The sequence below is a fragment of the Natronobacterium texcoconense genome, from assembly GCF_900104065.1.
In the GTDB taxonomy this organism is placed as follows: Archaea; Halobacteriota; Halobacteria; order Halobacteriales; family Natrialbaceae; genus Natronobacterium; species Natronobacterium texcoconense.
Genome location: NZ_FNLC01000008.1, coordinates 66,171 through 88,036, shown reverse-complemented (window position 1 = coordinate 88,036; position 21,866 = coordinate 66,171). Strand labels below are relative to the sequence as shown.

Sequence of the window (21,866 nt, the reverse complement as noted above, 5' to 3'; positions counted from 1 at the left end):
CCGTTTACGGCGGGCGTGAATCCAACAACGCTGATACAATCACTGTTCGGCAGCAATACGGATATTTAAGGATCATCGTGTCGTAGTATGACGTACACCGAGGCGGTTACCCCGCCACCTAAATGCACAATATTGGGACTCCGAGACCCAATACGTTCGAGACACCCATCTCGAACCGCTGTGGTGTCTCGGCCAACAAGATAACTCCGAGTCCCATGCCGGGATAGGAGTAACGGCGGTGTGGCCCCGCCATCGGCCCGTCATGCCGACGGGTCGTAAACCAGCAAATATCCCAACTCAGCGGTGCGGTGCCGTGGGAAGCCTCGCCGTCGTCGGGCATAGCCCGACTGCCTGAGGGATCTTCGATCCCTCTCCGTTTACGGCGAGGAGGAGGTCACACCAGTTCGAAGACTTCCTCGAGGACGGCTGCGTCGACGAAAATCACGACGTGATCGCCGGGTTTGATGACTGTCTCCCCACGCGGAGTGACGAGTTCGCCGCCACGAGAGATCGCTCCGATGACGACGCCGTCCGGAAGCGACGTCGTCGCGTCGACGATCGTCCGCTTGGCCAGAACGCTGTCGCGACTCACCTCGAACTCGATTACTTCCGCACGATCGTGTTCCAGCATCGCGACCTTCTCGGTTTGGCCGGCACGCGTAAAGCGGACGATTTCCTCGGCCGTCTCCTCGCGCGGGTTGATCGCGACGTCGATCCCGACGGTCTCGAACAGCTCCGCGTACTCTAAGTTCTCGATAACGGCGACTGTCCGGTCGACGCCGAGACGACGCGAGAGCAGGGAGACGAGCAGGTTCTTCTCGTCGCCGTCGAGCGCCGAGATGACGAGGTCGGCCTCGTCGACGTGCTCTCTGGCGAGGAATTCGGTGTCGGTCGCGTCGCTTTCCATCACCAGCGTGTCCGGTAACGCTTCGGCGACCTCGCGGGCGCGGTCGTGGTCCTGCTCGATCAGCCGTGGCCGGTAGCCGTGTTCCTCGAACTCGCGGGCCGCCTGGAACCCGATCTCGCTCGCACCGACGATGACGACCTCGTCACCGTTGTCGCTAGTGGGTGCGACGACGTCGGCGGCGAAGTCCGAGACGGAGTCGGCACTCCCGATGACGACGACTCGATCGCCCGACTCGAGGACGGTGTCACCGGTTGCGACGATCATCTCGTCGCCCCGGAAGATCCCTGCGAAGGTCAGCGAGTCGTACTGGTCGGCCTCGACGACCGTCTTGCCGGCGACCGGGCTATCGTCGTCGATCTCGAACTCCGCCATCCGGACGAGTCCGCCGACGAAGGTATCGACGTCCTGGGTGGCTGGAAGCCCGGAGATTCGGAAGATCGCGCGGGCGGTCAGCAGGTCCGTACAGACCATGAAGTCGACGCCGAAGGCTCCCTCCGACCCTTCCCAGGTCTCGAGCAGCGTCCGACGGCGGACGCGAGCGATCGTGAACGCGTCGGAAACCGTCTTCGCGGCCCCACAGATCACGACGTTGACCTCGTCGTCGTCGGTACAGGCGATCACGAGATCGGCCTGCTCGACGTCTGCCTGCTCGAGAGCCCGCAGTTCGGTCCCGTCGCCCCGGATCGAGAGGACGTCGAGCGAGTAAGTGAGTTCCTCGACGACCTCGCGGTCGCGGTCGACGACGACGACGTCGTGTGCGTCTTCCAGGTTGCGGGCGATCGCTCGTCCGACTTCGCCAGCCCCGACGATGACTACGCGCATCGTTCCCTCCTACGAGAGAGTGGATTGTAAGGGTACGTGACTGACCGGCGGCTCTCGGTCGAAGTGGTCCCTCGAGGCTGTCGAGACTCGTCCATCGCAGGTTTCTGGCGGAAATAATCGGGCTCTCCGGAGTCTTCCGTCTCGAACGCCGTTCCGCCATCGGGTGACGCCGCTCGAGGCGTCTCCCGCATGACGGCTGGACACGAGTCACGTCCCGGACCGAGGCCGGACGCTACTGCCCCCCGACCCCGGCGTGATCTCGCTCCCAATAGCATCATACGCCACCGATATTGCGCTCGGTCATATAATCTTACCGACTCTATTTTCGATACGGAAATTAGAAAACTCCCTTAGTTACGATATAGAACCAAAACACGTCTTCAGATGCCGATACTCCCGGTCGGCGATCGCTCGAGACGATTCGTTGGATCAATTTTGAGCGGGCGAAACGAAATCGGGTTCGAACGGCAGGCTACGGCACTGGAATTCGATGTCGGTGACGCAAACGACGTTCCGATTACGTTCGGTAAAACGACGAACGAGGAACGGTAAACCGGTCCCGAGCGGTAAACGAACCAATTAAGGGTCGGGTCCCACTTGTTCCGGTATGTTCTGGGGTCGGTCGAGCGGACTCTGCGGAACGAAACGACCTCCCACGTACTGAGCGATCGAACGATATCGACGATTGAATTGCATATGTCTACATCAATACGAACCCGGACAGGGACGAAAGTGGAGGAACGATGAGTGGAGAGGGAGAAGAACTCGCGAAAGACATCGGCCCGCTTGCCGCGTTGACGATCGGCGTCGGGACGATGATCGGCGCGGGCATCTTCGTGCTTCCCGGTGCGGCCGTCGCCGATCTCGGCCCACTGGCCGCACTCGCGTTCGTTATCGGTGGCTTCATCGCCATCTTGACCGCGCTATCGGCATCGGAGCTGGGAACTGCGATGCCCGTCTCCGGTGGAGCGTACTACTACGTGAACCAGGGGCTCGGGCCACTCTTTGGGTCGATCGCGGGCTGGGGGAACTGGATGGGTCTCGCCTTCGCCTCCGCGTTTTACATGTACGGATTCGGCGAGTACGTCAACGAATTCGTGGCCGTCTCCGGCGTGACCCTCGGTCCGATCGGACTCGAGCCAGCCCAGGTCATCGGCCTGCTCGGTGCGGCGTTTTTCATCGCAATCAACTACGTCGGTGCCAAGGAGACGGGCCAGATCCAGAACGTCATCGTCGTTACCCTCATGGGGATCCTGACGGTCTTTACGCTGTTCGGTCTTCTCAACGCCGACCTCGAGACGCTGCGTCCGATCGATCCCGAGGGATGGACGCCGTTGCTTCCGGTGACGGGCCTGATCTTCGTCTCCTATCTCGGCTTCGTCCAGATTACCTCCGTCGCCGAGGAGATTCAGGAACCGGGCAAGAACCTTCCGCGTGCGGTTATCGGCAGCGTCGTCATCGTAACGCTGTCGTACGCACTCATCCTGCTTGCGATACTCGCGGCCGTCGAAACCGATCTGGTCGCGAACAACGAGACCGCCGTCGTCGACGTCGCCGAGTTACTGATCGGCCCGATAGGAGCGGTCGCACTCTTGTTCGGTGGCCTGCTCGCGACCGCCTCGAGTGCGAACGCGTCGATCCTCGCGTCTTCGCGGATCAACTTCGCGATGGGTCGTGACAAACTTATTACGCCGAAAATCAACGAGGTCCACTCGAAGTTCGCGACGCCGTATCGTGCGATCGCGATTACCGGCGCTCTGATCCTCGTGTTCATCGCGCTGGGCAACCTCGAGATGCTCGCGACCGCGGGTAGCGTTCTCCACCTGATCGTCTACGGACTCCTGAACCTCGCGTTGATCGTCTTCCGCGAGGCCGAACCCGAGGGGTACGACCCCGACTTTACCGTTCCACTGTATCCGATCACGCCGATTCTGGGTGCGATCTTCTCGTTCGCGCTGATCGCCTTCATCGAACCGATCGTGATCGCGCTCTCGTTCGTGTTCGTCGCCTTCGGCGTCGTCTGGTATCTCGGCTACGCCCGGTCGAAGATCGAATCCCCTGGTGTCCTCTCGCAGTACGTCCTCGAGCGCTCCGAAGAGCTACCCGACGCCGCAGTCTCGGCGACGACGTCGGTCAAGCCAGAGGGTGGCGACTACCGCGTGATGGTGCCGCTGGCGAACCCCGCACACCAGCACCACCTCATCACGCTCGGTGCTGCGATCGCAGACCAGCACGACGGGACGGTCGTCGCCGTCAACATCGAGACAGTACCCGACCAGACGTCGCTCAAGGCTGCTCGCGACCAGAAGGAGTACGAGACGGCCCAGCACATCCTCGAGCAAGCACGTGACGACGCCGAAACGTACGGCGTCGACGTCGAGACGCACGCCGTCCTCTCACACCGTGGCTTCGAGGAAATCTTCGACGCGGCGACGCGATACGACGCGGACGTCTGTGTGATGGGCTGGGGGCCGGACGCGACTGGCTCGCCGGGACGCGTCGAGACGACGATCGACGATCTCGCTCACTCGCTGCCGTGTGACTTCCTCGTCTTCCGGGATCGCGGCTTCGATCCGTCCAGGATCCTCCTGCCGACGGCAGGCGGCCCGGACTCGGACATCGCCGCCGGAGCCGCACGCGCCCTGCGCGACCAGTACGACGCCGAGGTGACGCTGTTGCACGTCGCCGAGAACCGCGAGAATGGACGACAGTTCCTCGAGTCGTGGGCCGTGGATCACGATCTCGGTGGTGCCGAAATCAGGATCGAAACCGGCGACGTCCAGACGGAGATCGCCGACGCCGCCGGGGACGCGACGCTGTTGATCGTCGGCGCGACGGAGAAAGGCCTGCTCTCGCGGCTCGTTCGCGGATCGCTCGTCCTCGACGTCCTCGAGGAGGTCGAGTGTTCGGTCCTGCTGGCGGAGAAGAGCCACAAACGAAGCCTTCGGGAGCGGGTATTCGGATCCAGCGCCGACGACGGAACCGGAGTTACTCCGGAACCAGCGACGCCGGACCCCGACCGACCGTCCGAGAACGAGGATTGAACTCCAGAACCGATACCTCACTTATATACTCTATTTTCATCACCCCAATCCTATTGGCTCGTATTTTCGGAACCGAATAAGTTAAGATTCAGAGATCCAACCGTCCCGTAACGGGAGTGTCGCGTACGCTCCGGATCTACCATGATACGTCCAGTATCGGTCGTTGCTGACCGCTCGAGACGGAGGGATCGACGATGACCGGTGGCGACGAGGAACTCGCCAAGGACCTGGGGTTGATCTCGGCCCTCGCGATCGGTATCGGGACGATGATCGGTGCGGGTATTTTCGTCCTGCCGGGTATCGCTGCCCAGGAAGCGGGGCCGGCAGTCGTCCTCTCGTTTATCATCGGCGGCATGATCGCCATGATAAACGCGTTCTCGGTGAGCGAACTCGGGACGGCGATGCCGAAAGCCGGCGGTGCGTACTACTACATCAACCGGGCACTCGGACCGCTGTTCGGGTCGATCTCGGGAATGGGTGACTGGATCGGCCTCGCGTTCGCGAGTGCCTTCTACGCAATCGGATTCGGTGGCTATCTCGCCGATCTGCTCGATGGGATCGTCGTCACGGTTCCTGGTCTCGGCGAACTCGCACTTCTTCCGACGATCGCGATCGGTCCGCTCGTTCTTACTGACATACAGATCGGGGCAGTCCTCGCGGGGATCGCCTTCGTCGGCGTCAACTACATGGGTGCGAAAGAGACCGGCGGTATCCAGACCGTGATCGTTACGATCCTGCTCGGTCTGCTGACGATCTTCGCCATCGTCGGCTTCTTCTCGTTCGACTGGGGAACCGTCACCGTCGACGGAAGCTACACGCCCGAAGGGACGGCCGCGATCCTTCCCGGCGCAGCGCTCGTGTTCGTCTCCTATCTCGGTTACGCAAAGATTGCGACGATCGGCGAGGAACTCAAGAACCCCGGCCGCAACCTCCCCATCGCAATTATCGGCAGCGTCGGCATCGTGATGGTGATCTACACGATCCTCGTCGGCCTCCTGATGGGCCTGATCCCACACGACGAGTTCTTCCTCGACGAAGTCGAGGCCGCACCGATGTCCTACGCCGCCGAGATCGTCTTCGACTACGCGTTCACGGTTGCCAGCCTTGAGATTTCGCTGCTGGGAGCCGGCGTGACGTCGATCACCATCGCGGCACTGCTCGCGACGGCTTCGAGCGCGAACGCGTCGATCCTCGCCTCGGCCCGCATCAACTTCGCGATGGGGCGAGATAAGATCGTCTCGGACTCGCTCAACGCGATTCACCCCCGGTTCGCGACGCCGTACCGATCGATCGCGGTCACCGGGGCCATGATTATTATCTTCATCGTCGCGCTCGGCGAGACAGTCGAGATTCTCTCGAGTGCGGCCAGCATCCTCCACCTCGTCGTCTACGCGCTGATCAACGCCTCGCTGATCGTCTTCCGCGAGACGAACCCACCGGAGTACGATCCGGACTTCGAGGTGCCGTTCTACCCGTACCTGCCGATTACCGGCTTCGTCCTCTCGCTGGCCCTGATCTACTACATGGACAACCTCGCGACCCTGATCGCCGGGGCGTTCGTCGTCTTCGCGGTCGTCTGGTACTTCTGGTATGCACGAACCGAGACCGAACTCGAGGGGATTCTCGGTTCGTACATTCTGGACCGGTCCGAGGAGATGCCGGACGTCGCAGTGTCTGCCGCGACTGCCGCTCGACCGGCCGATAACGACGAGTACACGGTCGTCGTCCCCGTCTCGAACCCCCGCACGGAGTCGAACCTCCTTTCGCTCGCAAGTGTCGTCGCGAAAGCAAACGACGGCGTCGTCGAAGCCGTCCACGTCGTCGAAGTTCCCGACCAGACTCCTCTCGAGGAGGGGTCCGAACACCTCCGGCGCATCGACGAAGAGTCCCAGCGGCTGATGACCCGTGTTCGCGAGAGCACAGAGACGATGGACGTCCCCGTCAACGTTCGGACGGTCGCCTCTCACCGTGGCTTCGAGGAACTGTTCGACGTCGCCCGTCGGGAACAGGCGGACAAAGTCGTCATGGGCTGGGGCCCCGGGCGTCCGTGGACGGCAGGCCGGGCCGAACGGCCGATCGACGAACTCACTCACGACCTGCCGTGTGACTTCCTCGTGTTCGACGACGAAGGTCTCGAGACCGACCGCGTGCTCGTGCCGACTGCCGGCGGACCCGACTCCGACCTGAGCGCCGAGGTCGCCCGCTACATGCGCGATCAGCTCGATTCCGAGATCACGCTGATGCACGTCGTCGACGGCGATCAGGACCGTGTCGACGGTGAGGAGTTCCTCACGGCGTGGGCGAGCGACCACGACCTCGAGGACGCCGAGATCCTGATCGATACCTCCGGTGACGTCGAGGGAGCGATCGCCGGGGCCGCCGCGGAGCACTCGTTGCTCGTCATCGGCGCGACCGAACGCGGGCTTCTCTCGCGGCTCCTCCGGGGGTCGCTCGCCTACGACGTCGTCAACGAGGTCGACTGTTCGGTGATACTGGCCGAACGGCCGACGAGCCGGTCGCTCTGGGAACGACTGTTCGCCAGGTGAGCGAACATCTATAGCCGGACTTAATAGTTCCGCAATCACAGCCACCATCGTGCAACGAGGTCGACGATGAGAATTCGGGTTGCCTGGCGGTATAGCCTCCATCTAACCGGTATCGTCCTCAAGTGGCTTGCTCTACCGCTGTGTTTCCCGCTCGTTCTTGCGATCTACTACGGCGAGTCGGTCCTCCCGTTTCTCGTGACCATCGCCGTCACCCTCGCGCTCGGGCTGGGGTTCGAACGTCTCGAGAGCGACGGCCGGCTCGGGCCACGAGAGGCGTTTCTCATGGTCTCGTTGACCTGGCTACTGGTGGCGCTCGTCGGGGCGATTCCGTTCGTCGTCGCCGGACAGGGGACGATCGCCCATCCGATCAACGCGGCGTTCGAGGCGATGAGCGGACTTACGACCACGGGAGCGACCGTCCTCCGGGACTTCGACGAGCACGCTCGCTCGATCATGATGTGGCGACAGCTCATCCAGTGGCTCGGCGGGCTCGGAATCCTCATTCTCGTCACGGCGATCTTCTCACAGCTCTCGGTCGCCGGTGCTCAGCTGATGGAGACCGAGACCCAGTACGACAACGTCAACAAGCTCACCCCACACGTCGAGGACACTGCTCGCCTGATCCTGAAGCTGTACACGGGACTGACGGCGATCGCAGTGACCGTCCTCTACTCGCTGCATCTCCTCGGATTCGCGCCGAACATGACGCTTTACAACGCCGTCGCTCACGCGTTTACGAGCGTCGCGACAGCGGGCTTCTCACCGGAGCCGCTGAGCCTCGAGGCGTTCGAGCCGATCGTCCAGTGGGCGGTCATGCCCTTTATGATCCTCGGCTCGACCAGCTTCGTGCTCATGTACTTCGTCCTCAAGGGGAACCTCGACCGGCTCCGCAACAGCGAGGAGTTCCGATTCTACATCGGGACGATCGTCGTCTTTGCCGGTCTCGTGTTTACGATACTGACGCTCGAGGGGAACCCGACCGGAAACGGACTGCACGACACCGTTCGCCAGTCAGTTTTCAACGTCGTCTCGATCATCACGACGACCGGGTACGCGAACGCGGACTTCAACGAGTGGTCGCCGTTCGCCAAACACCTCCTGTTCATGTGTATGTTCCTCGGCGGGATGGCCGGATCGACGACCTGTTCGATCAAGTCGTTGCGCTGGCTGGTTATCGCGAAGGCGTTCAGGCGGAACCTGTTTACCGCGTTTCGCCCCGAGGCGATCCGACCGATCCGTCTCAGCGGCCAGCCGGTCGACGAGGAAACGATCAGGGACATCTACTCCTACACGCTGGTCGCTATCGTCGGCGTCTTCCTCGTGACGGTCGTGATCGTCGTCGACGGTGCACGGACCGGGCTCTACAACGGTGGTGCATTCGGGGAATTCGAGGCCATCGGTGCCGCCGCCTCGACGTTTTTGAACATCGGACCCGCGTTCGGTCCCGCCGGGCCGTACGGCACCTACGACGTGTTCCACTGGACGACCAAGGTCGTGATGGTGGTCGTGATGTGGGTCGGCCGCATCGAGATCATTCCAGTGCTCGTTCTGCTCACGCCCGAGTTCTGGCGCTCCTGACGCCAGTCTCCCGGTGCCGGCTGAACTGTTTTCGGTCGCGCTCTCGTACACCTGATAGGATCAGTATGGCTACCGAAACGGTCTCCGAACGGGTCCGGACGTATCGACAGCAGTTCGACAGGATCGACGAGCGGATCACAGCGTGGATGAATCGATGGGGGATTCCGGTGTTGCGGGCCGCCGTCGCCATCGTGTTCGTCTGGTTCGGCGCGCTCAAGCTCTTCGGCGTCAGCCCGGCGGCCGAACTCGTCGCGGCAACCGTCTACCTCGTCCCACCGGAACTGTTCGTCCCCATCCTCGGCGTCTGGGAGATCCTCATCGGACTCAGCCTGCTCTACCGGCCGCTCATCCGGGTGGGAATCTTCCTCCTCTTTCTCCAGCTTCCGGGCACCTTCCTGCCGATCGTCCTCCTGCCCGGCGTCGTCTTCACGATCTTCCCCTACGGACTCACCGTCGAAGGCCAGTACATCGTCAAGAACCTCGTCATCATCGGTGCCGCGCTCGTGATCGGCAGCACCGTCAGAAGCGACCTCGAGTAGCCGACGTTTCGGCCCGTCCGTCGCTTTCGACAGGGAGCGTCTCCGGAGCCTCACCATCGTGTTCCACACCCAACACTTTTGCTCGAAACGCTCGTACCGTGGCGTACTCGAATGACTGGTCCCCGACGAACGAGGCGTCGGACCCTCGCTCTCCTCGGTAGCTGCAGCAGTATCGCCCTCGCAGGCTGTAGCACGGACGACGACCTGTCACCATCGTTCGACCATCCCGATCGAGTCCGCGTCGACGAACCGTTCGAGATGGAAGTCACCGGTGTGCCTGCCGAGACGGATCTCGAGGTCGTTCTCGAGGGAGACATAACGGACTACGAGCCGTTCGGTGCTGCCGTCACGCTCGAGACGGACGGCGAAACCCTCGACGTGAACGAGGCTCCGATCGTCGACGGCGACGTGCCGCCCGAACTCGAGGTGCCGACGACGGTCGCGCTGATCCAGTTCGCCGACGTCTCCTGGTGGGAGTTTCACCGCGACAGTCCCGAACCGCCGGTAGCGTTCCAGTGGCCCGACGAACGGACGCTGCAGTTTAGCGTCCGGGTCGACGGGGAGGAACTCGGCTCGACGACGATCGAACGCCACTACCCAGATCTCGAGGCCGATGCCGAACCTGACGGCGACCTCGTGGGGAGCGTGTTCGAACCCGACGACGCCGCGGAATCCCCGGGAATCGTCGTCCTGCACGGCTCCGGCGGCGGCTCGCTGGATTACGTCGCCGCCCAACTCGCTCAGCGCGGCTTCACGACTCTCTCGCTCGAGTACTTCGACGGGCCGGGACTGCCGGACGACCTCGTCGAGATCCCGCTCGAGTACGTCGAGCGAGCGATCGACTGGCTGCTCGAGTACGACGGCGTCACGGGCGACAGGGTTGGGCTCTGGGGCGTCTCGAAGGGTAGTGAACTCGCCCTGCTCGCCGGCAGCGAACTCGACTCGATCGGACCGGTCGTCTCGATCGCCGGCAGCGGCGTGGTCTGGGAAGGTGGCTCTTCGGCCGACGACCTCCCCGAGACCTCCTCGTGGTCGATCGACGGCGACCCGGTCCCCTACGTCTCGCTGAGCGACGTACCGCGGGAGCCGGGAACACCCCTCGTCGACCGGTTCTCCGAGGCCCTCGAGACTGCGGCCTCGGACACCATCGAGGACGCGACGATCCCCGTCGAAGAGATCCACGGACCAGTCTTGCTCGTCTCGGGCGGCGACGACGGCCTGTGGCCCGCCGAGCGGCTACACGAGTTCTCGGCCGACCGACTCGAGGAAGCCGACGATTCCTCGTTCGACCACCTGGTCTACGACGACGCCGGCCACTCGATCCTCCAGCCGTACTTCCCGTCCGATGGGACGTACGGTCTGGGATACGGTGGGTCACACACCGGAAACGCCGAAGCAGCCCACGATCACTGGCCGGCCGTTCTGGACGCGTTCGAAACGCTCGAGTGATCGTCTCGTCGCCGACGCATCGTTTCGAGAACGCATATACAAGCAGAGCGACTACTGGTGGGTGATGACTGCAACTGATCCCGAGGGATCGGGCTGGTTCTCGGCCGTCGATCCGACGGACCTCGAGGCAGCAGCCGAGGCCGTCCGGACCGGAACCGCCGACGAGCCACGCGACTGGCCGACGCTGGCCGTCGAGTCGGGCGTCGTCGACGACGCCGAGGACTACTACGACGCGCTGAAGGAGGCGACGACGGCCGCCGCTCGCGAGGAGATTACCGAACGCGAGGGAGCCGACGACCGCCAGCTCGTCCACGCCGTTCGGTCGATGGACGACTGTGAGCGAACCGCGAACGAACTCGCCGAGCGTCTGGCCGAGTGGGGCGGCACCGTCGACCCCGACGCCGGAACGGGCGTCGAGTACGCCCGCGACCTCGCCTCCCGGGACGACGACCTCGAGGCGGCCTCGGGCCGGATCGTCTCGCTGGCCGACCGCGTCGCCGACCTCGCGGACGAAGCCGACGATCTCCGGGAGTTCGTCGAGCGACGCACACCCACGGTCGCGCCCAACCTCTCCGCGCTCGCGGGGCCGGTCCTCGCGGCGCGGCTGATCTCGCTCGCCGGTGGCCTCGAGTCGCTCGCGAAGAAACCGAGCGGTACGATCCAGGTGCTGGGCGCGGAGGACGCGCTCTTTGCCCACCTGCGTGGCCACGCTCCGTCGCCGAAACACGGGATCATCTACATGCACGACGCGATCCAGGGGACTCATCCCGAGAACCGCGGTTCGGCAGCGCGAGCCCTCGCAGGCAAACTAGCGATTGCGGCCCGCGTCGATCACTACTCGGGCGAGCGCAAACCCGAACTCGATGCGGAACTCGCGGAGCGAATCGAGACGATTCAGGCGCGAACGGCCGACGATGGGGGTGAGAGCGATGACTGACCTCCCCGACGGCGTCGAACGCCGCTCTGTCGGCGGGACCGAACGCCTCGCCACCCGTGGCGAACCGGTCTACGGTGAACCGACCGATGGAGAGTGGCGCGCCTGGAATCCCGACCGCTCGAAACTCGGTGCGATGCTCGAGCTAGGGATGGACACCGGCCTCGAGGGAGGAGAAACCGCCCTCTACCTGGGTGCTGCGAGCGGAACGACGGTCAGCCACGTCGCCGACTTCGCGGGCCCGACCTACGCGGTCGAGTTCGCCGCGCGGCCGGCGCGGGACCTGCTCGAGGCGGCGGACTCCCGACCGCGACTGTTCCCGCTGCTTGCGGACGCCCGGAAACCGGAGACCTACGCCCACGTCGTCGAATCCGACGTCGACGTCGTCGTACAGGACGTCGCGACCCGCGGCCAGGCACGCGTCGCCCTCGAGAACCGACGCTTCCTCGCCGACGACGGACGGCTCCTGCTGGCGGTGAAGGCCAGAAGCGAGGACGTCACGCGCGACCCCGAGGACGTTTTCGCCGACGTTCGCGAGGAACTCGAGTCGGAGTACGAAATTCTCGAGAGCGAGCGACTCGAGCCCTACCACGCGGACCACCTCGGGATCGTCGCACGACCGTAAGAGTATCAAGAAGCATATGTAGCCGGGCCGAGTGGCTTTCGGCAATGAGAGACGAACGCGATCGGCGCGGATTCTTGCGGGCGGCCGCTGTCGTCGGCACTGTCGGGTTAGCCGGCTGTATGTCGGACTCCGACGAGGGGCCGAACCCCGACGACGAATCCCCGGACCTCTCGATCGAAGAGTCCGACGACGCGCCCGACTCGTGGCCGTCGTTCCAGTTCGACGCCGCAAACACCGGCTACACGGCAGCCGCCGGTCCCACGGACGGCGTCGAGACGCGCTGGACGTTCCCGACCGACGGGCCCGTTTACAGTAGCCCTGCGGTCGTCGACGAGACGGTCTACGTCGGCAGCAACGACGGTGGGATCTACGCGATCGACGCCGAAAGCGGCGACGAGGAGTGGGCGGTTCAGACCGGCGACGGCGTCTCGAGCAGCCCTGCGGTCGTCGACGGCACGGTCTACGCCGGCAGCCACGATGGGACTGTCTACGCCCTTTCGACCGACTCCGGCGACGAGGAGTGGACCTACCAGACGGGCGAGATAGTCGCGAGCAGTCCCACGGTCGTCGACGGGACGGTCTACGTCGGCAGCAACGACGATAACCTCTACGCGCTCGAGGCCGAGAGCGGCGACGAGGAGTGGACGTTCGAGGCCGGCGGTTCGATACAGCGTGCGCCCGCCGTCGCCGACGACACGGTCTACGCCGGAAGTACCGACGGCTTTCTCTACGCGGTCGATGCTGACTCCGGCGACGAGGAGTGGACGTTCGAGACTGACGACTGGATCCAGAGCCGTCCGACGGTCGCTGACGGCGTCGTCTACGTCGGGAGCAACGACGACACCGTCTACGCGATAGAGGCGGACTCCGGCGATCTCCACTGGCAGTTCGTGACCGAGGGATCGGTCTCGAGTTCGCCGGCGGTCGTCGACGACGTCGTCTTCGTCGGAAGTTTCGACAACCGGATCTACGCTCTCTCGGCCGCTGCCGGCGACCCCGAGGACGACCGGGCCCCGCGACCGGAACATTTCTACTGGTACCACACCGGCTTCGGCGAGATTCGAAGCAGCCCCGCCGTCGCCAGGGACACCCTCTACGTGGGCAACGAGAGCGGCGCCCTCACCGCACTCGAGGCCGAAACTGGGGAGATACGCTGGCAGTTCAACGTCGAAAACTGGGTCGCGAGTTCGCCGGCAGTCGTCGACGGCACGATCTACGTGGGAAGCGGCGACGGATCGGTCTACGCGCTCGAGGAAGCCTGACGAAGCCGGCGGGTCGCGTCGCCCGATCCCGGCGGTTCGCTCCGACTCCAAACCGTATTTACTGTCGGCGCCGAAACGAGGACACGATGGAACGCGGGTCGCCGGATTCGTTCACGCGTATGGGTACGCTGGGGATCGAAGAGGAGTGTTTCGTCGTCGACGAGCGTGGCCGTCCCACGAGCGGCACCGACGAACTCGTCTACGAACACGAGCCGCCGGAGATTCTCGAGGACCGACTCGACCACGAACTGTTCAAGTTCGTTATCGAGACCCAGACGCCGTTGATCGAAGACCCCGGCAACGCTCGCGACGCGTTAGGAGAGATCCGACAGGCCCTGCTCGATCACGCCCACGAGCACGGCTTCGAGATCGCTGCTGCCGGACTCCACCCGCTCGCGAAGTGGCGAGAACTCGAGCACGCCGAGAAACCACGCTACAGGTCGCAACTCGACCGGATCCAGTACCCACAGCATCGGAACACGACCGCCGGTCTCCACGTCCACGTCGGCGTCGACGACGCAGACAAGGCCGTCTGGATCGCAAACGAGTTGCGGTGGTACGTCCCGATTATGCTCGCACTCTCCGCGAATTCGCCGTTCTGGAACGGGTACGACACCGGACTCGAGTCCGCCCGCGCGAAGATTTTCGAGGGACTCCCGAACACCGGGATGCCGACGTACTTCGAGGATTACGAGGCGTTCGACCGGTTCGAACGCCGGATGCTCGAGACGGAGTCGATCAACGACCGCGGGGAACTCTGGTACGACGTCCGCCCCCACACCGCCCACGGGACCGTCGAGATCCGGACGCCGGACGGCCAGGCCGACCCCGACGTCGTGATGGCGTTCGTCGAGTACTCCCACGCGCTCGTCGAGGCATTGGCCGAGGAGTACGAGGACGGCGCGCCGGGGTACGGACGAGAACACAGGCGCGAACTGCTCGACGAGCACAAGTGGCGAGCGATCCGACACGGCCACGACGCACACCTCCTCGACCGCGAGATGGACGGAACCGTCGACCTCGGCGAACTCGTCGACCGCGAGTGCGAACGCCTGGGGATCGACGGGATCAAAGACGTCTACGAACGCGAAAGCGGCGCCGAGCGACAGCGACGTCTGCTCGAGGAGCAGGGGCCGGACGCGCTGTGCGAGTCGCTGTTGCTCGAAGCAAAATAGCCGAAAAGAGTTCTCCGAAGTTAGCCGAGCAGGTAGCGCAGCCACGGGTTCTGCTCGACGATCGACGTCTCCTCGAGCGTCGCGTCGAGGCCGACGATCCGGCCGGCACCCCACGCGGCGAGGCCGAACAGCAACAGCATGTAGACGAACGAACTGTCGATGAAGTAGCCGTTCTCGACCGGGAAACCGGCCATCAGTCCACCCTGCCAGGCGGCAGTCCAGAAGAACAGCATCTGGAACGCGCCCATTAGTGCGGCGAATCGGAAGAAAACCCCGAACAGCAGCGCCAGTCCGATGAGGATCTGGCCGAAGATCACCATCGGATCGACGAGTGCGGCGTTGCTACCGAACCAGGCGAACAGGCCGTGCAGCGGGTTGGCCTCCGCGACGGCGTTGTTCAGGAAGCCGGCGGAAGACCACGCGAGCGGATCCCCGATGCCGCCATCGGCCAACTTCTCGATTCCAGCCTGGAGGAACACCCAGGCCATCACGAGTCGCAGTCCGAGAATCGAATACGCCAGCCACGTTTCCGAGTAGTTGAACGAGACGTCGCGCCCGGCGATGTTCGACTCGAGCGTTCGTTCGACGGGTTGTCGTTTGGTTGCCATCGTTGAATCTCCTCTACTCGAGGGTACCACTACGGGTAGTTAATGCGACCGTGAATTATAAACCGAACATAATACCCGGAATGATTAAGTAAGTCGAACTAACTACTGACCGCGTCGATCGTAGACTGCAGTGGGTCGTGCGTCGGCGTCTCGCCGCCGCTTGCGAGCGACGGCAGCGCTGACGCCCCCGATCGCGAACGTGGCGACTCCGACGATCACGAGAAACCAGAGACCGGCGGTGGTCCCCACGGCGACCACACCCTCGCCGGACTCGGGCCCGAACAGGAACGGCGACGTCGCCAGCCACAGGCCAGCGATCGTAGCGAGCGTGGCAGCACCGACGCTCCCGATCTCTTCGCTTCGACGGCGATAGAGGTTGTACGCACCGACGACGAGGAGTACGGAGCCGACCAGCACGCCGTTCCAGACGTGACTGGCCGCAAACTCGAGGACGAGTACGCCGCCGATCGTCGCGAACCCGAACACCGCGAGCAACGCGGAGAGCCAGGTCCCTCGTTGCTCCCTGTTGGGCCTGTACTCGATAACGTCTCGATCCGTCCGGTCGTCGCTCCTGTGGCCGCGTTCGTCGTGTTTCGCGTCCGGATCGTGTTCGTCCGCGTCCCAGTCTGGTCTCGTCATATGCTCTCGTGCAGTGGTCGGCCACGCTCGAGTGAGAGTCTGGTGCCCGAGGTTGCAGGCCGGAACGGGACCGTAAGCGCCTTGCAGGAGCATGGATGAGAACTGATAACTACGCCGGCACTCACGCGTCGCGCTCGCGCGCGTACGTGAAGCTTTATTAGGCGTCGTCCACTACCCGAAAGCAGGTTTCTCATGTCCCAGGAAAGCGAGTACGGCGCTGGACAGATCCAGGTCTTGGAAGGCCTGGAAGCCGTTCGAAAACGTCCGGCGATGTACATCGGCTCTACCGATTCTCGAGGACTCCACCATCTCGTCTACGAAGTGGTGGACAACTCGATCGACGAGGCACTGGCCGGCCACTGCGACGACATCACCGTCACGATCCACGAGGACGAGTCGGTAAGCGTCGCAGACGACGGCCGTGGCATCCCCGTCGATACACACGAAGAGTACGACCGACCCGCACTCGAGGTCATTCTGACGGTTCTCCACGCCGGCGGCAAGTTCGACAACAAGTCCTACCAGGTCTCCGGTGGGCTCCACGGCGTCGGCGTCTCGGTCGTCAACGCCCTCTCCGAACGCCTCGAGACCGAGGTCAAACGCGACGGCGGCGTCTACCGTCACGAGTTCGAGGCGGGCGAGCCGATGGGCGACATGGAACGGGTGCGCGACTTAGAGGACGACGAGGAGGCCGGCACCGAAATCCGGTTCTGGCCCGACGACGGGATCTTCGAGGCCGACTCCTTCTCGTTCTCGACGCTTTCGAACCGGCTTCGTGAACTGGCCTTCCTCAACTCCGGCGTGCGGATCACGCTGCGCGACGAGCGCGAGGAGGCCGGCGACGCGGACGACGACCTCGTCGAGGAAACGTACGAGTACGAGGGTGGCATCCGCGAGTTCGTCGAGTACCTGAACGAGACGCGCTCGGCGATGCACGAGGACGTCATCTACTTCGAGGACGAAGACCAAAACATCCAGGTCGAGGTCGCGATGCAGGCCACCGAGGAACTGCAGGGGTCGATCCACGCCTTCGCGAACAACATCAACACCCGCGAGGGCGGCACCCACCTCACCGGATTCAAGACTGCGCTGACCCGCGTGGTCAACGACTACGCAAACGAAAACAGCCTGCTCTCGGATCTCGACGAGAACCTCAAGGGTGAGGACATCCGTGAGGGACTGACGGCCGTCGTCTCGATCAAACACCCCGATCCGCAGTTCGAAGGGCAGACGAAGACGAAACTCGGCAACAGCGAGGTCCGGGGTATCGTCGAGAGCGCCATGCACGAGGGTCTTGGCACCTACTTCGAGGAAAACCCCGACACTGCAGAGGCGATCATCACCAAGGCAGTCGAGGCTGCAAAGGCACGCAAGGCCGCCCAGAAAGCCGAAGAGCTGACCCGGCGAAAATCCGCACTCGATTCGACCTCGCTGCCCGGCAAACTCGCGGACTGTCAGACCAAAGACCCCGAGGAAGCCGAACTGTTCATCGCGGAGGGTGACTCCGCAGGTGGCAGTGCAAAACAGGCCCGAAATCCAGAGTTCCAGGCCGTTCTTCCCATCAAGGGGAAGATTCTGAACGTCGAGAAACACCGTCTCGACCGTGTCCTCGAGAACGACGAGATCCGGAACATGATCACCGCGATCGGCGCGGGGATCGGTGACGAGTTCGACGTCGAGGACGTCCGGTACAAGAAGATCATCATGGCGACCGACGCCGACGTCGACGGCGCCCACATCCGGACACTCATGTTGACGTTCTTCTACCGACACATGCGGCCGCTGCTCGAGGGTGGCTACGTCTACGCGACCCAGCCGCCACTCTACCGCATCCGGTATCGCGGCGAGACCTACGACGCGATGACCGACGCCGAACGCGACGAGATCGTCGCGGAGAAATGCGACGGTAATCCGACGCAGGTCCAGCGATTCAAGGGACTTGGCGAGATGAACCCCCAGCAGCTCTGGGATACGACGATGGATCCCGAGAACCGCATCCTCAAGCAGATCACTGTCGAGGACGCAGCCGCCGCGGACAAGATGTTCTCGGTGTTGATGGGCGACGCCGTCGAACCGCGAAAACAGTTTATCAAGGAAAATGCGCCGGAGGCAGAGTGGATCGACATATAACGAACTTTTACGCTGCGGGCGCGGCGTAGCCGCGCCCTCGGTAAAACTTCGATGAAAAGCACTCCTCCCTTCCCTCCGCGCGGCAAGCCGCGCTCCGGGTCGGTCGTCGGCCCGCTCGAGCGTCCGCAGAGCGGACGCTCTCACGGATGCAGTGCTCGCCAGCTAATTCACACAGACTACGAAACCCAATGAAGATATGAGTTCAGACGTACCCGATCCGACAGACGTAGAGGCTCGAGCGGTAGAGAACGTCCGAATCGAGGACGAGATGGAACAGAGCTACATCGACTATGCGATGAGCGTCATCGCGGGTCGTGCGCTCCCCCGCGTCGAAGACGGTCTCAAGCCCGTCCATCGGCGCATCCTGTACGCGATGCACGAGATGGGTGTTACGAGCGGGAGCAGCCACCGCAAGTCGTCCTCGATCGTCGGAGAGACGATGGGTGACTACCACCCGCACGGCGACAGCGCGATCTACGACACGCTGGTCCGGATGGCCCAGGACTTCTCGATGCGGTATCCGCTGGTCGACGGCCAGGGGAACTTCGGTTCGATGGACGGCGACCCGGCCGCCGCACAGCGATATACGGAAGCCCGTATGTCGCCCATCTCGGAGGAATTGCTCGAGGACATCGAGAAAGACACCGTCGACTTCTCCTCGAACTACGACGACCGCCTGCAGGAACCCGACGTGCTCCCGTCGGCGTTCCCGAACCTGCTGGTCAACGGCTCCTCGGGGATCGCAGTCGGGATGTCGACGAACATCCCGCCGCACAACCTCGGCGAGGTGATCGACGCGACGATCGAACTCATCGACAACCCCGACGCGACGGTCGAGGACCTGATGGAATACGTCAAGGGGCCGGACTTCCCGACCGGTGCGAACATCGTCGGTCGCGACGCCATCTACTCGGCGTACAAGACCGGCCGCGGACGTCTCCGCGTCCGTGCGGAGTTCGAGGTCGAGGAGTGGAAGAACGACCGCGACCGAATCGTCATCACCGAGATTCCGTTCCAGGCCAACAAGGCCCGGATGGTCGAGCGCATCGCAGAGGACGTCAACGAAGGCGAAATCGAGGGTATCTCGGACCTGCGCGACGAGTCCGACCGGGACGGCGTCCGCATCGTCGTCGAACTCAAACGCGGCGCGAACACCGAGGTCGTCAAGAACAAACTGCTCGAGAACCACTTAGAGCGAACGTTCGGCGTCATCAACCTCGCGCTGGTCGACGGACAGCCCCAGGTCCTCTCGCTGAAAGAGACCTTAGAGGAGTACGTCGCCCACCGCCGCGAAGTGGTTCGCCGACGTAGCGAGTACGACCTCGCCCAGGCGGAAGACCGCGCTCACATCCTCGAGGGCCGCCTGAAGGCCGTCGAGAACGCCGAGGACGTGGTCGAACTGATCCGCGATAGCGAGACCCGCGACGACGCGAAAGAGGCGTTGCAGGACGCCTACGGCTTCTCGCAGGATCAGGCCGATCACGTCGTCCGGATGCAACTCGGCAGCCTCACCTCGATAGAGGCCGCCGAGATCGAAGACGAGTACGAGGAAGTCCAGGCCGAGATCGAACGCCTGACGGCCATCCTCGAGAGCGAACAGAAACTGCTCGAGGTCATCAAGGAGGAACTCCGCGAGGTAAAAGACGAATACGGCGACGACCGTCGGACCTCGATCATCGAGGACCAGGGGACGGTTACGCACGAGGATCTCATCCCCGAGGAGGAGGTCTTCGTCGTCATGACCGAGGACGACTACGTCAAGCGGATGCCGATCTCGGCGTTCGACCCCCAGGGTCGCGGCGGCAAGGGGATCATCGGCGCGGACGTCAAGGAAGGCGACCGCGTCTCGACGGTCTTCCAGGCCAACACCCACGACTACCTCCTCTGCTTTACCAATCAGGGGAAAGTCTACCAGCTCAAGACCTACGAGATCCCCGAGATGGGCCGTACGGCGCGGGGCAAGTCGGCGGTCAACATCCTCGATCTCGACGACGGCGAGGATATCACGGCCATCGTCGACACCGACGCCTTCGGCGACGACGAGTCCGTGACGATGGTTACCCGACACGGCTACGTCAAGCGAACCGCCGGCGAGGAGTTCGACAACATCCGCTCGACGGGGATTATCGCGGCCGACCTCGAGGAGGGCGACGAACTCGTCGACGTCGAGGTCACCGACGGCACCCAGGATCTGGTCATCGCGACCGAGGGTGGGATGACTATCCGGTTCGACGAGGACGAAGTGCGATCGATGGGGCGGAACGCCCGCGGCGTCAACGGGATCAAACTACAAGACGACGACGCCGTCGCCGGCATGGTCGCCACCGACGAGGACGATGGACAGGCGCTCCTTACCGTCACCCGAAACGGGTACGGCAAGCGGACGCCGCTCTCGGAGTACCGGACACAGTCCCGATACGGGAAGGGACTGATCGACATCAAGACCGGAGACCGCAACGGGCCTGTCACCGAGGTCAAGGCGGTCGACGCGGACGATCAACTGGTACTGATGAGTGAAGGTGGACAGATCGTCCGCACTCGTGTCGACGAAATTTCCAGCGTCGGGCGGAACACGATGGGCGTGATCGTTATGGAGGTCGAAGGCGATGACGCCGTCGCCAGCGTCGACGAGATCCCGGCAGTCAGGATCGAAGCGGACGAGACGGACGAGGAGTCGAACTAGATCCCACTGCCAGTCGGTGACACCCGACTGCACGACGGACGCGGTTCGGAGGACCACGGACGTACGAACGCTGTGAAACGTTTCGGTTGGTACTCTTACGCTCGAGACGGCAAGATGGCATTCGACTTCGAAGGAGAGCGAAACGGGTTTTACGCGATCGAGCGATCGAACCGAGTCGAGCGAGACCTCGTACGGACTACTGTATGTCGTTTCCGGCGCAACCGCGACCTATCCGCCGGTTGCACCGGTACGTCGTTACAGCGATCCGTCTCAGTGCTCGGGCTCTTCTGCCGGTGCGACCATGTCCTCGATTCGGAGGATGAGGATGTTGTTCGTGTCGTCTTTACCGTCGACCCGGCCGTCGATGACGAGTTTCGACAGTGGCGTCGGACCGACGGTGACGGCGTCGTCTTCGGAGATGGCATCGAAACTTCCCTGCATGTGAACTTCGGCACGGCAGAGTTCGGGATGATGGACACTCGAGAGGTCGATCTCTTCGACGATGACGTCCTCGACGGGTTCGCCCTCGTGTTCGAGCGGTACGGAGGCGGGATCGTCCATCTGCTGGATCTCGAGGGCCTCGTACGCGGCAGCGGTCGGCTTGTAGCCGCCTTTCGGTCCGGGTACACCTTCTACCAGTTGGAGGGCTTTGAGACTCTGCATCTGGTTGCGGATCGTCCCCGGGTTGCGGTCGACCTGCTCGGCGATGTCCTCGCCCTTGATGGCGTCCTCCGTGTCCTTGTGGAGGTTCGTCAGCGCACGAAGGATCTTCTTCTGACTCGGTGTCAGTTCGATTGATGACATAGTGAATTGTTCGTAGTTGTATTCCTTAAACCCGGCGGGTGCGGGGCGACGTTTTCTATAGGATTTCACCGTTCATCCCGGAGATTCCGAGAAGTTCGCACTCGAGGTGATCGGTCTATTC

The 21,866-nt window shown here is 63.3% G+C and carries 15 protein-coding genes; 11 read left to right on the top strand and 4 right to left on the bottom strand.

The features are described from left to right. Positions 1–394: 394 nt before the first annotated feature. Positions 395–1,729: a Trk system potassium transporter TrkA gene (trkA, locus tag BLR35_RS20130; protein WP_090386251.1), complete on the bottom strand. Its 1,335-nt coding sequence runs from the start codon at positions 1,727–1,729 to the stop codon at positions 395–397. Positions 1,730–2,472: 743 nt separating this feature from the next. On the opposite strand from trkA, the gene BLR35_RS20125 reads away from it, so the two are divergent. The 9 genes from BLR35_RS20125 (at position 2,473) to BLR35_RS20085 (ending at position 14,881) form a co-directional block, all read left to right on the top strand. Further along, entirely contained in the window at positions 2,473–4,773 is a 2,301-nt protein-coding gene (locus BLR35_RS20125) for an amino acid permease (protein ID WP_090386248.1), read from the top strand. A gap of 194 nt (positions 4,774–4,967) precedes the next feature. Next, positions 4,968–7,319, top strand: coding sequence for an amino acid permease (locus BLR35_RS20120; RefSeq protein ID WP_090386245.1), 2,352 nt, complete (start codon positions 4,968–4,970; stop codon positions 7,317–7,319). Between the two features lie 66 nt (positions 7,320–7,385). Continuing rightward, a complete protein-coding gene (locus BLR35_RS20115) occupies positions 7,386–8,897 on the top strand; it encodes a TrkH family potassium uptake protein (RefSeq protein WP_090386243.1) in 1,512 nt (503 codons plus the stop codon). Between the two features lie 65 nt (positions 8,898–8,962). Further along, positions 8,963–9,436 (top strand): hypothetical protein, encoded by a 474-nt coding sequence (locus BLR35_RS20110; protein WP_090386240.1) that lies wholly within the window; start codon positions 8,963–8,965, stop codon positions 9,434–9,436. Between the two features lie 111 nt (positions 9,437–9,547). Further along, positions 9,548–10,885: an alpha/beta hydrolase gene (locus tag BLR35_RS20105; RefSeq protein WP_090386237.1), complete on the top strand. Its 1,338-nt coding sequence runs from the start codon at positions 9,548–9,550 to the stop codon at positions 10,883–10,885. A gap of 64 nt (positions 10,886–10,949) precedes the next feature. Beyond that, positions 10,950–11,822: an NOP5/NOP56 family protein gene (locus tag BLR35_RS20100; RefSeq protein WP_090386259.1), complete on the top strand. Its 873-nt coding sequence runs from the start codon at positions 10,950–10,952 to the stop codon at positions 11,820–11,822. Beyond that, the gene (locus tag BLR35_RS20095; RefSeq protein ID WP_090386234.1) at positions 11,815–12,444 is read left to right on the top strand and encodes a fibrillarin-like rRNA/tRNA 2'-O-methyltransferase; all 630 of its coding nucleotides are present in this window, start codon (positions 11,815–11,817) and stop codon (positions 12,442–12,444) included. Before BLR35_RS20100 ends, BLR35_RS20095 begins: the two co-directional genes overlap by 8 nt. Positions 12,445–12,488: 44 nt before the next feature. Next, positions 12,489–13,706 (top strand): outer membrane protein assembly factor BamB family protein, encoded by a 1,218-nt coding sequence (locus BLR35_RS20090; protein ID WP_090386230.1) that lies wholly within the window; start codon positions 12,489–12,491, stop codon positions 13,704–13,706. Between the two features lie 86 nt (positions 13,707–13,792). Further along, a complete protein-coding gene (locus tag BLR35_RS20085) occupies positions 13,793–14,881 on the top strand; it encodes a glutamate--cysteine ligase (protein ID WP_090386227.1) in 1,089 nt (362 codons plus the stop codon). A 20-nt stretch (positions 14,882–14,901) separates the two neighbouring features. On the opposite strand, the gene BLR35_RS20080 is transcribed toward BLR35_RS20085, so the two are convergent. Together BLR35_RS20080 and BLR35_RS20075 are read right to left on the bottom strand one after the other, a co-directional pair. Further along, positions 14,902–15,489, bottom strand: a complete 588-nt coding sequence (locus BLR35_RS20080) for a DoxX family protein (protein ID WP_090386225.1) — start codon at positions 15,487–15,489, stop codon at positions 14,902–14,904. Between the two features lie 102 nt (positions 15,490–15,591). Beyond that, on the bottom strand, positions 15,592–16,128 hold the full coding sequence (locus BLR35_RS20075) for a hypothetical protein (protein WP_090386222.1): 537 nt from the start codon (positions 16,126–16,128) through the stop codon (positions 15,592–15,594). Between the two features lie 192 nt (positions 16,129–16,320). On the opposite strand from BLR35_RS20075, the gene gyrB reads away from it, so the two are divergent. Beyond that, positions 16,321–18,258 carry a DNA topoisomerase (ATP-hydrolyzing) subunit B gene (gene gyrB, locus BLR35_RS20070; RefSeq protein ID WP_090386220.1) on the top strand — a complete coding sequence of 646 codons (1,938 nt, stop codon included), beginning with the start codon at positions 16,321–16,323 and terminating at the stop codon, positions 18,256–18,258. Between the two features lie 196 nt (positions 18,259–18,454). Next, a complete protein-coding gene (gyrA, locus tag BLR35_RS20065; protein WP_090386214.1) occupies positions 18,455–20,941 on the top strand; it encodes a DNA gyrase subunit A in 2,487 nt (828 codons plus the stop codon). A gap of 270 nt (positions 20,942–21,211) precedes the next feature. On the opposite strand, the gene BLR35_RS20060 is transcribed toward gyrA, so the two are convergent. Then, complete coding sequence (locus BLR35_RS20060) at positions 21,212–21,745, bottom strand: Rrf2 family transcriptional regulator (RefSeq protein ID WP_090386211.1); 534 nt, start codon at positions 21,743–21,745, stop codon at positions 21,212–21,214. Positions 21,746–21,866 lie beyond the last annotated feature (121 nt).

Coding starts and splice junctions, on each gene's coding strand:
- trkA (WP_090386251.1), bottom strand. CDS start 1,729: ATGCGCGTAGTCATCGTCGGGGCTGGCGAAGTCGGACGAGCGATCGCC.
- BLR35_RS20125 (WP_090386248.1), top strand. CDS start 2,473: ATGAGTGGAGAGGGAGAAGAACTCGCGAAAGACATCGGCCCGCTTGCC.
- BLR35_RS20120 (WP_090386245.1), top strand. CDS start 4,968: ATGACCGGTGGCGACGAGGAACTCGCCAAGGACCTGGGGTTGATCTCG.
- BLR35_RS20115 (WP_090386243.1), top strand. CDS start 7,386: ATGAGAATTCGGGTTGCCTGGCGGTATAGCCTCCATCTAACCGGTATC.
- BLR35_RS20110 (WP_090386240.1), top strand. CDS start 8,963: ATGGCTACCGAAACGGTCTCCGAACGGGTCCGGACGTATCGACAGCAG.
- BLR35_RS20105 (WP_090386237.1), top strand. CDS start 9,548: ATGACTGGTCCCCGACGAACGAGGCGTCGGACCCTCGCTCTCCTCGGT.
- BLR35_RS20100 (WP_090386259.1), top strand. CDS start 10,950: ATGACTGCAACTGATCCCGAGGGATCGGGCTGGTTCTCGGCCGTCGAT.
- BLR35_RS20095 (WP_090386234.1), top strand. CDS start 11,815: ATGACTGACCTCCCCGACGGCGTCGAACGCCGCTCTGTCGGCGGGACC.
- BLR35_RS20090 (WP_090386230.1), top strand. CDS start 12,489: ATGAGAGACGAACGCGATCGGCGCGGATTCTTGCGGGCGGCCGCTGTC.
- BLR35_RS20085 (WP_090386227.1), top strand. CDS start 13,793: ATGGAACGCGGGTCGCCGGATTCGTTCACGCGTATGGGTACGCTGGGG.
- BLR35_RS20080 (WP_090386225.1), bottom strand. CDS start 15,489: ATGGCAACCAAACGACAACCCGTCGAACGAACGCTCGAGTCGAACATC.
- BLR35_RS20075 (WP_090386222.1), bottom strand. CDS start 16,128: ATGACGAGACCAGACTGGGACGCGGACGAACACGATCCGGACGCGAAA.
- gyrB (WP_090386220.1), top strand. CDS start 16,321: ATGTCCCAGGAAAGCGAGTACGGCGCTGGACAGATCCAGGTCTTGGAA.
- gyrA (WP_090386214.1), top strand. CDS start 18,455: ATGAGTTCAGACGTACCCGATCCGACAGACGTAGAGGCTCGAGCGGTA.
- BLR35_RS20060 (WP_090386211.1), bottom strand. CDS start 21,745: ATGTCATCAATCGAACTGACACCGAGTCAGAAGAAGATCCTTCGTGCG.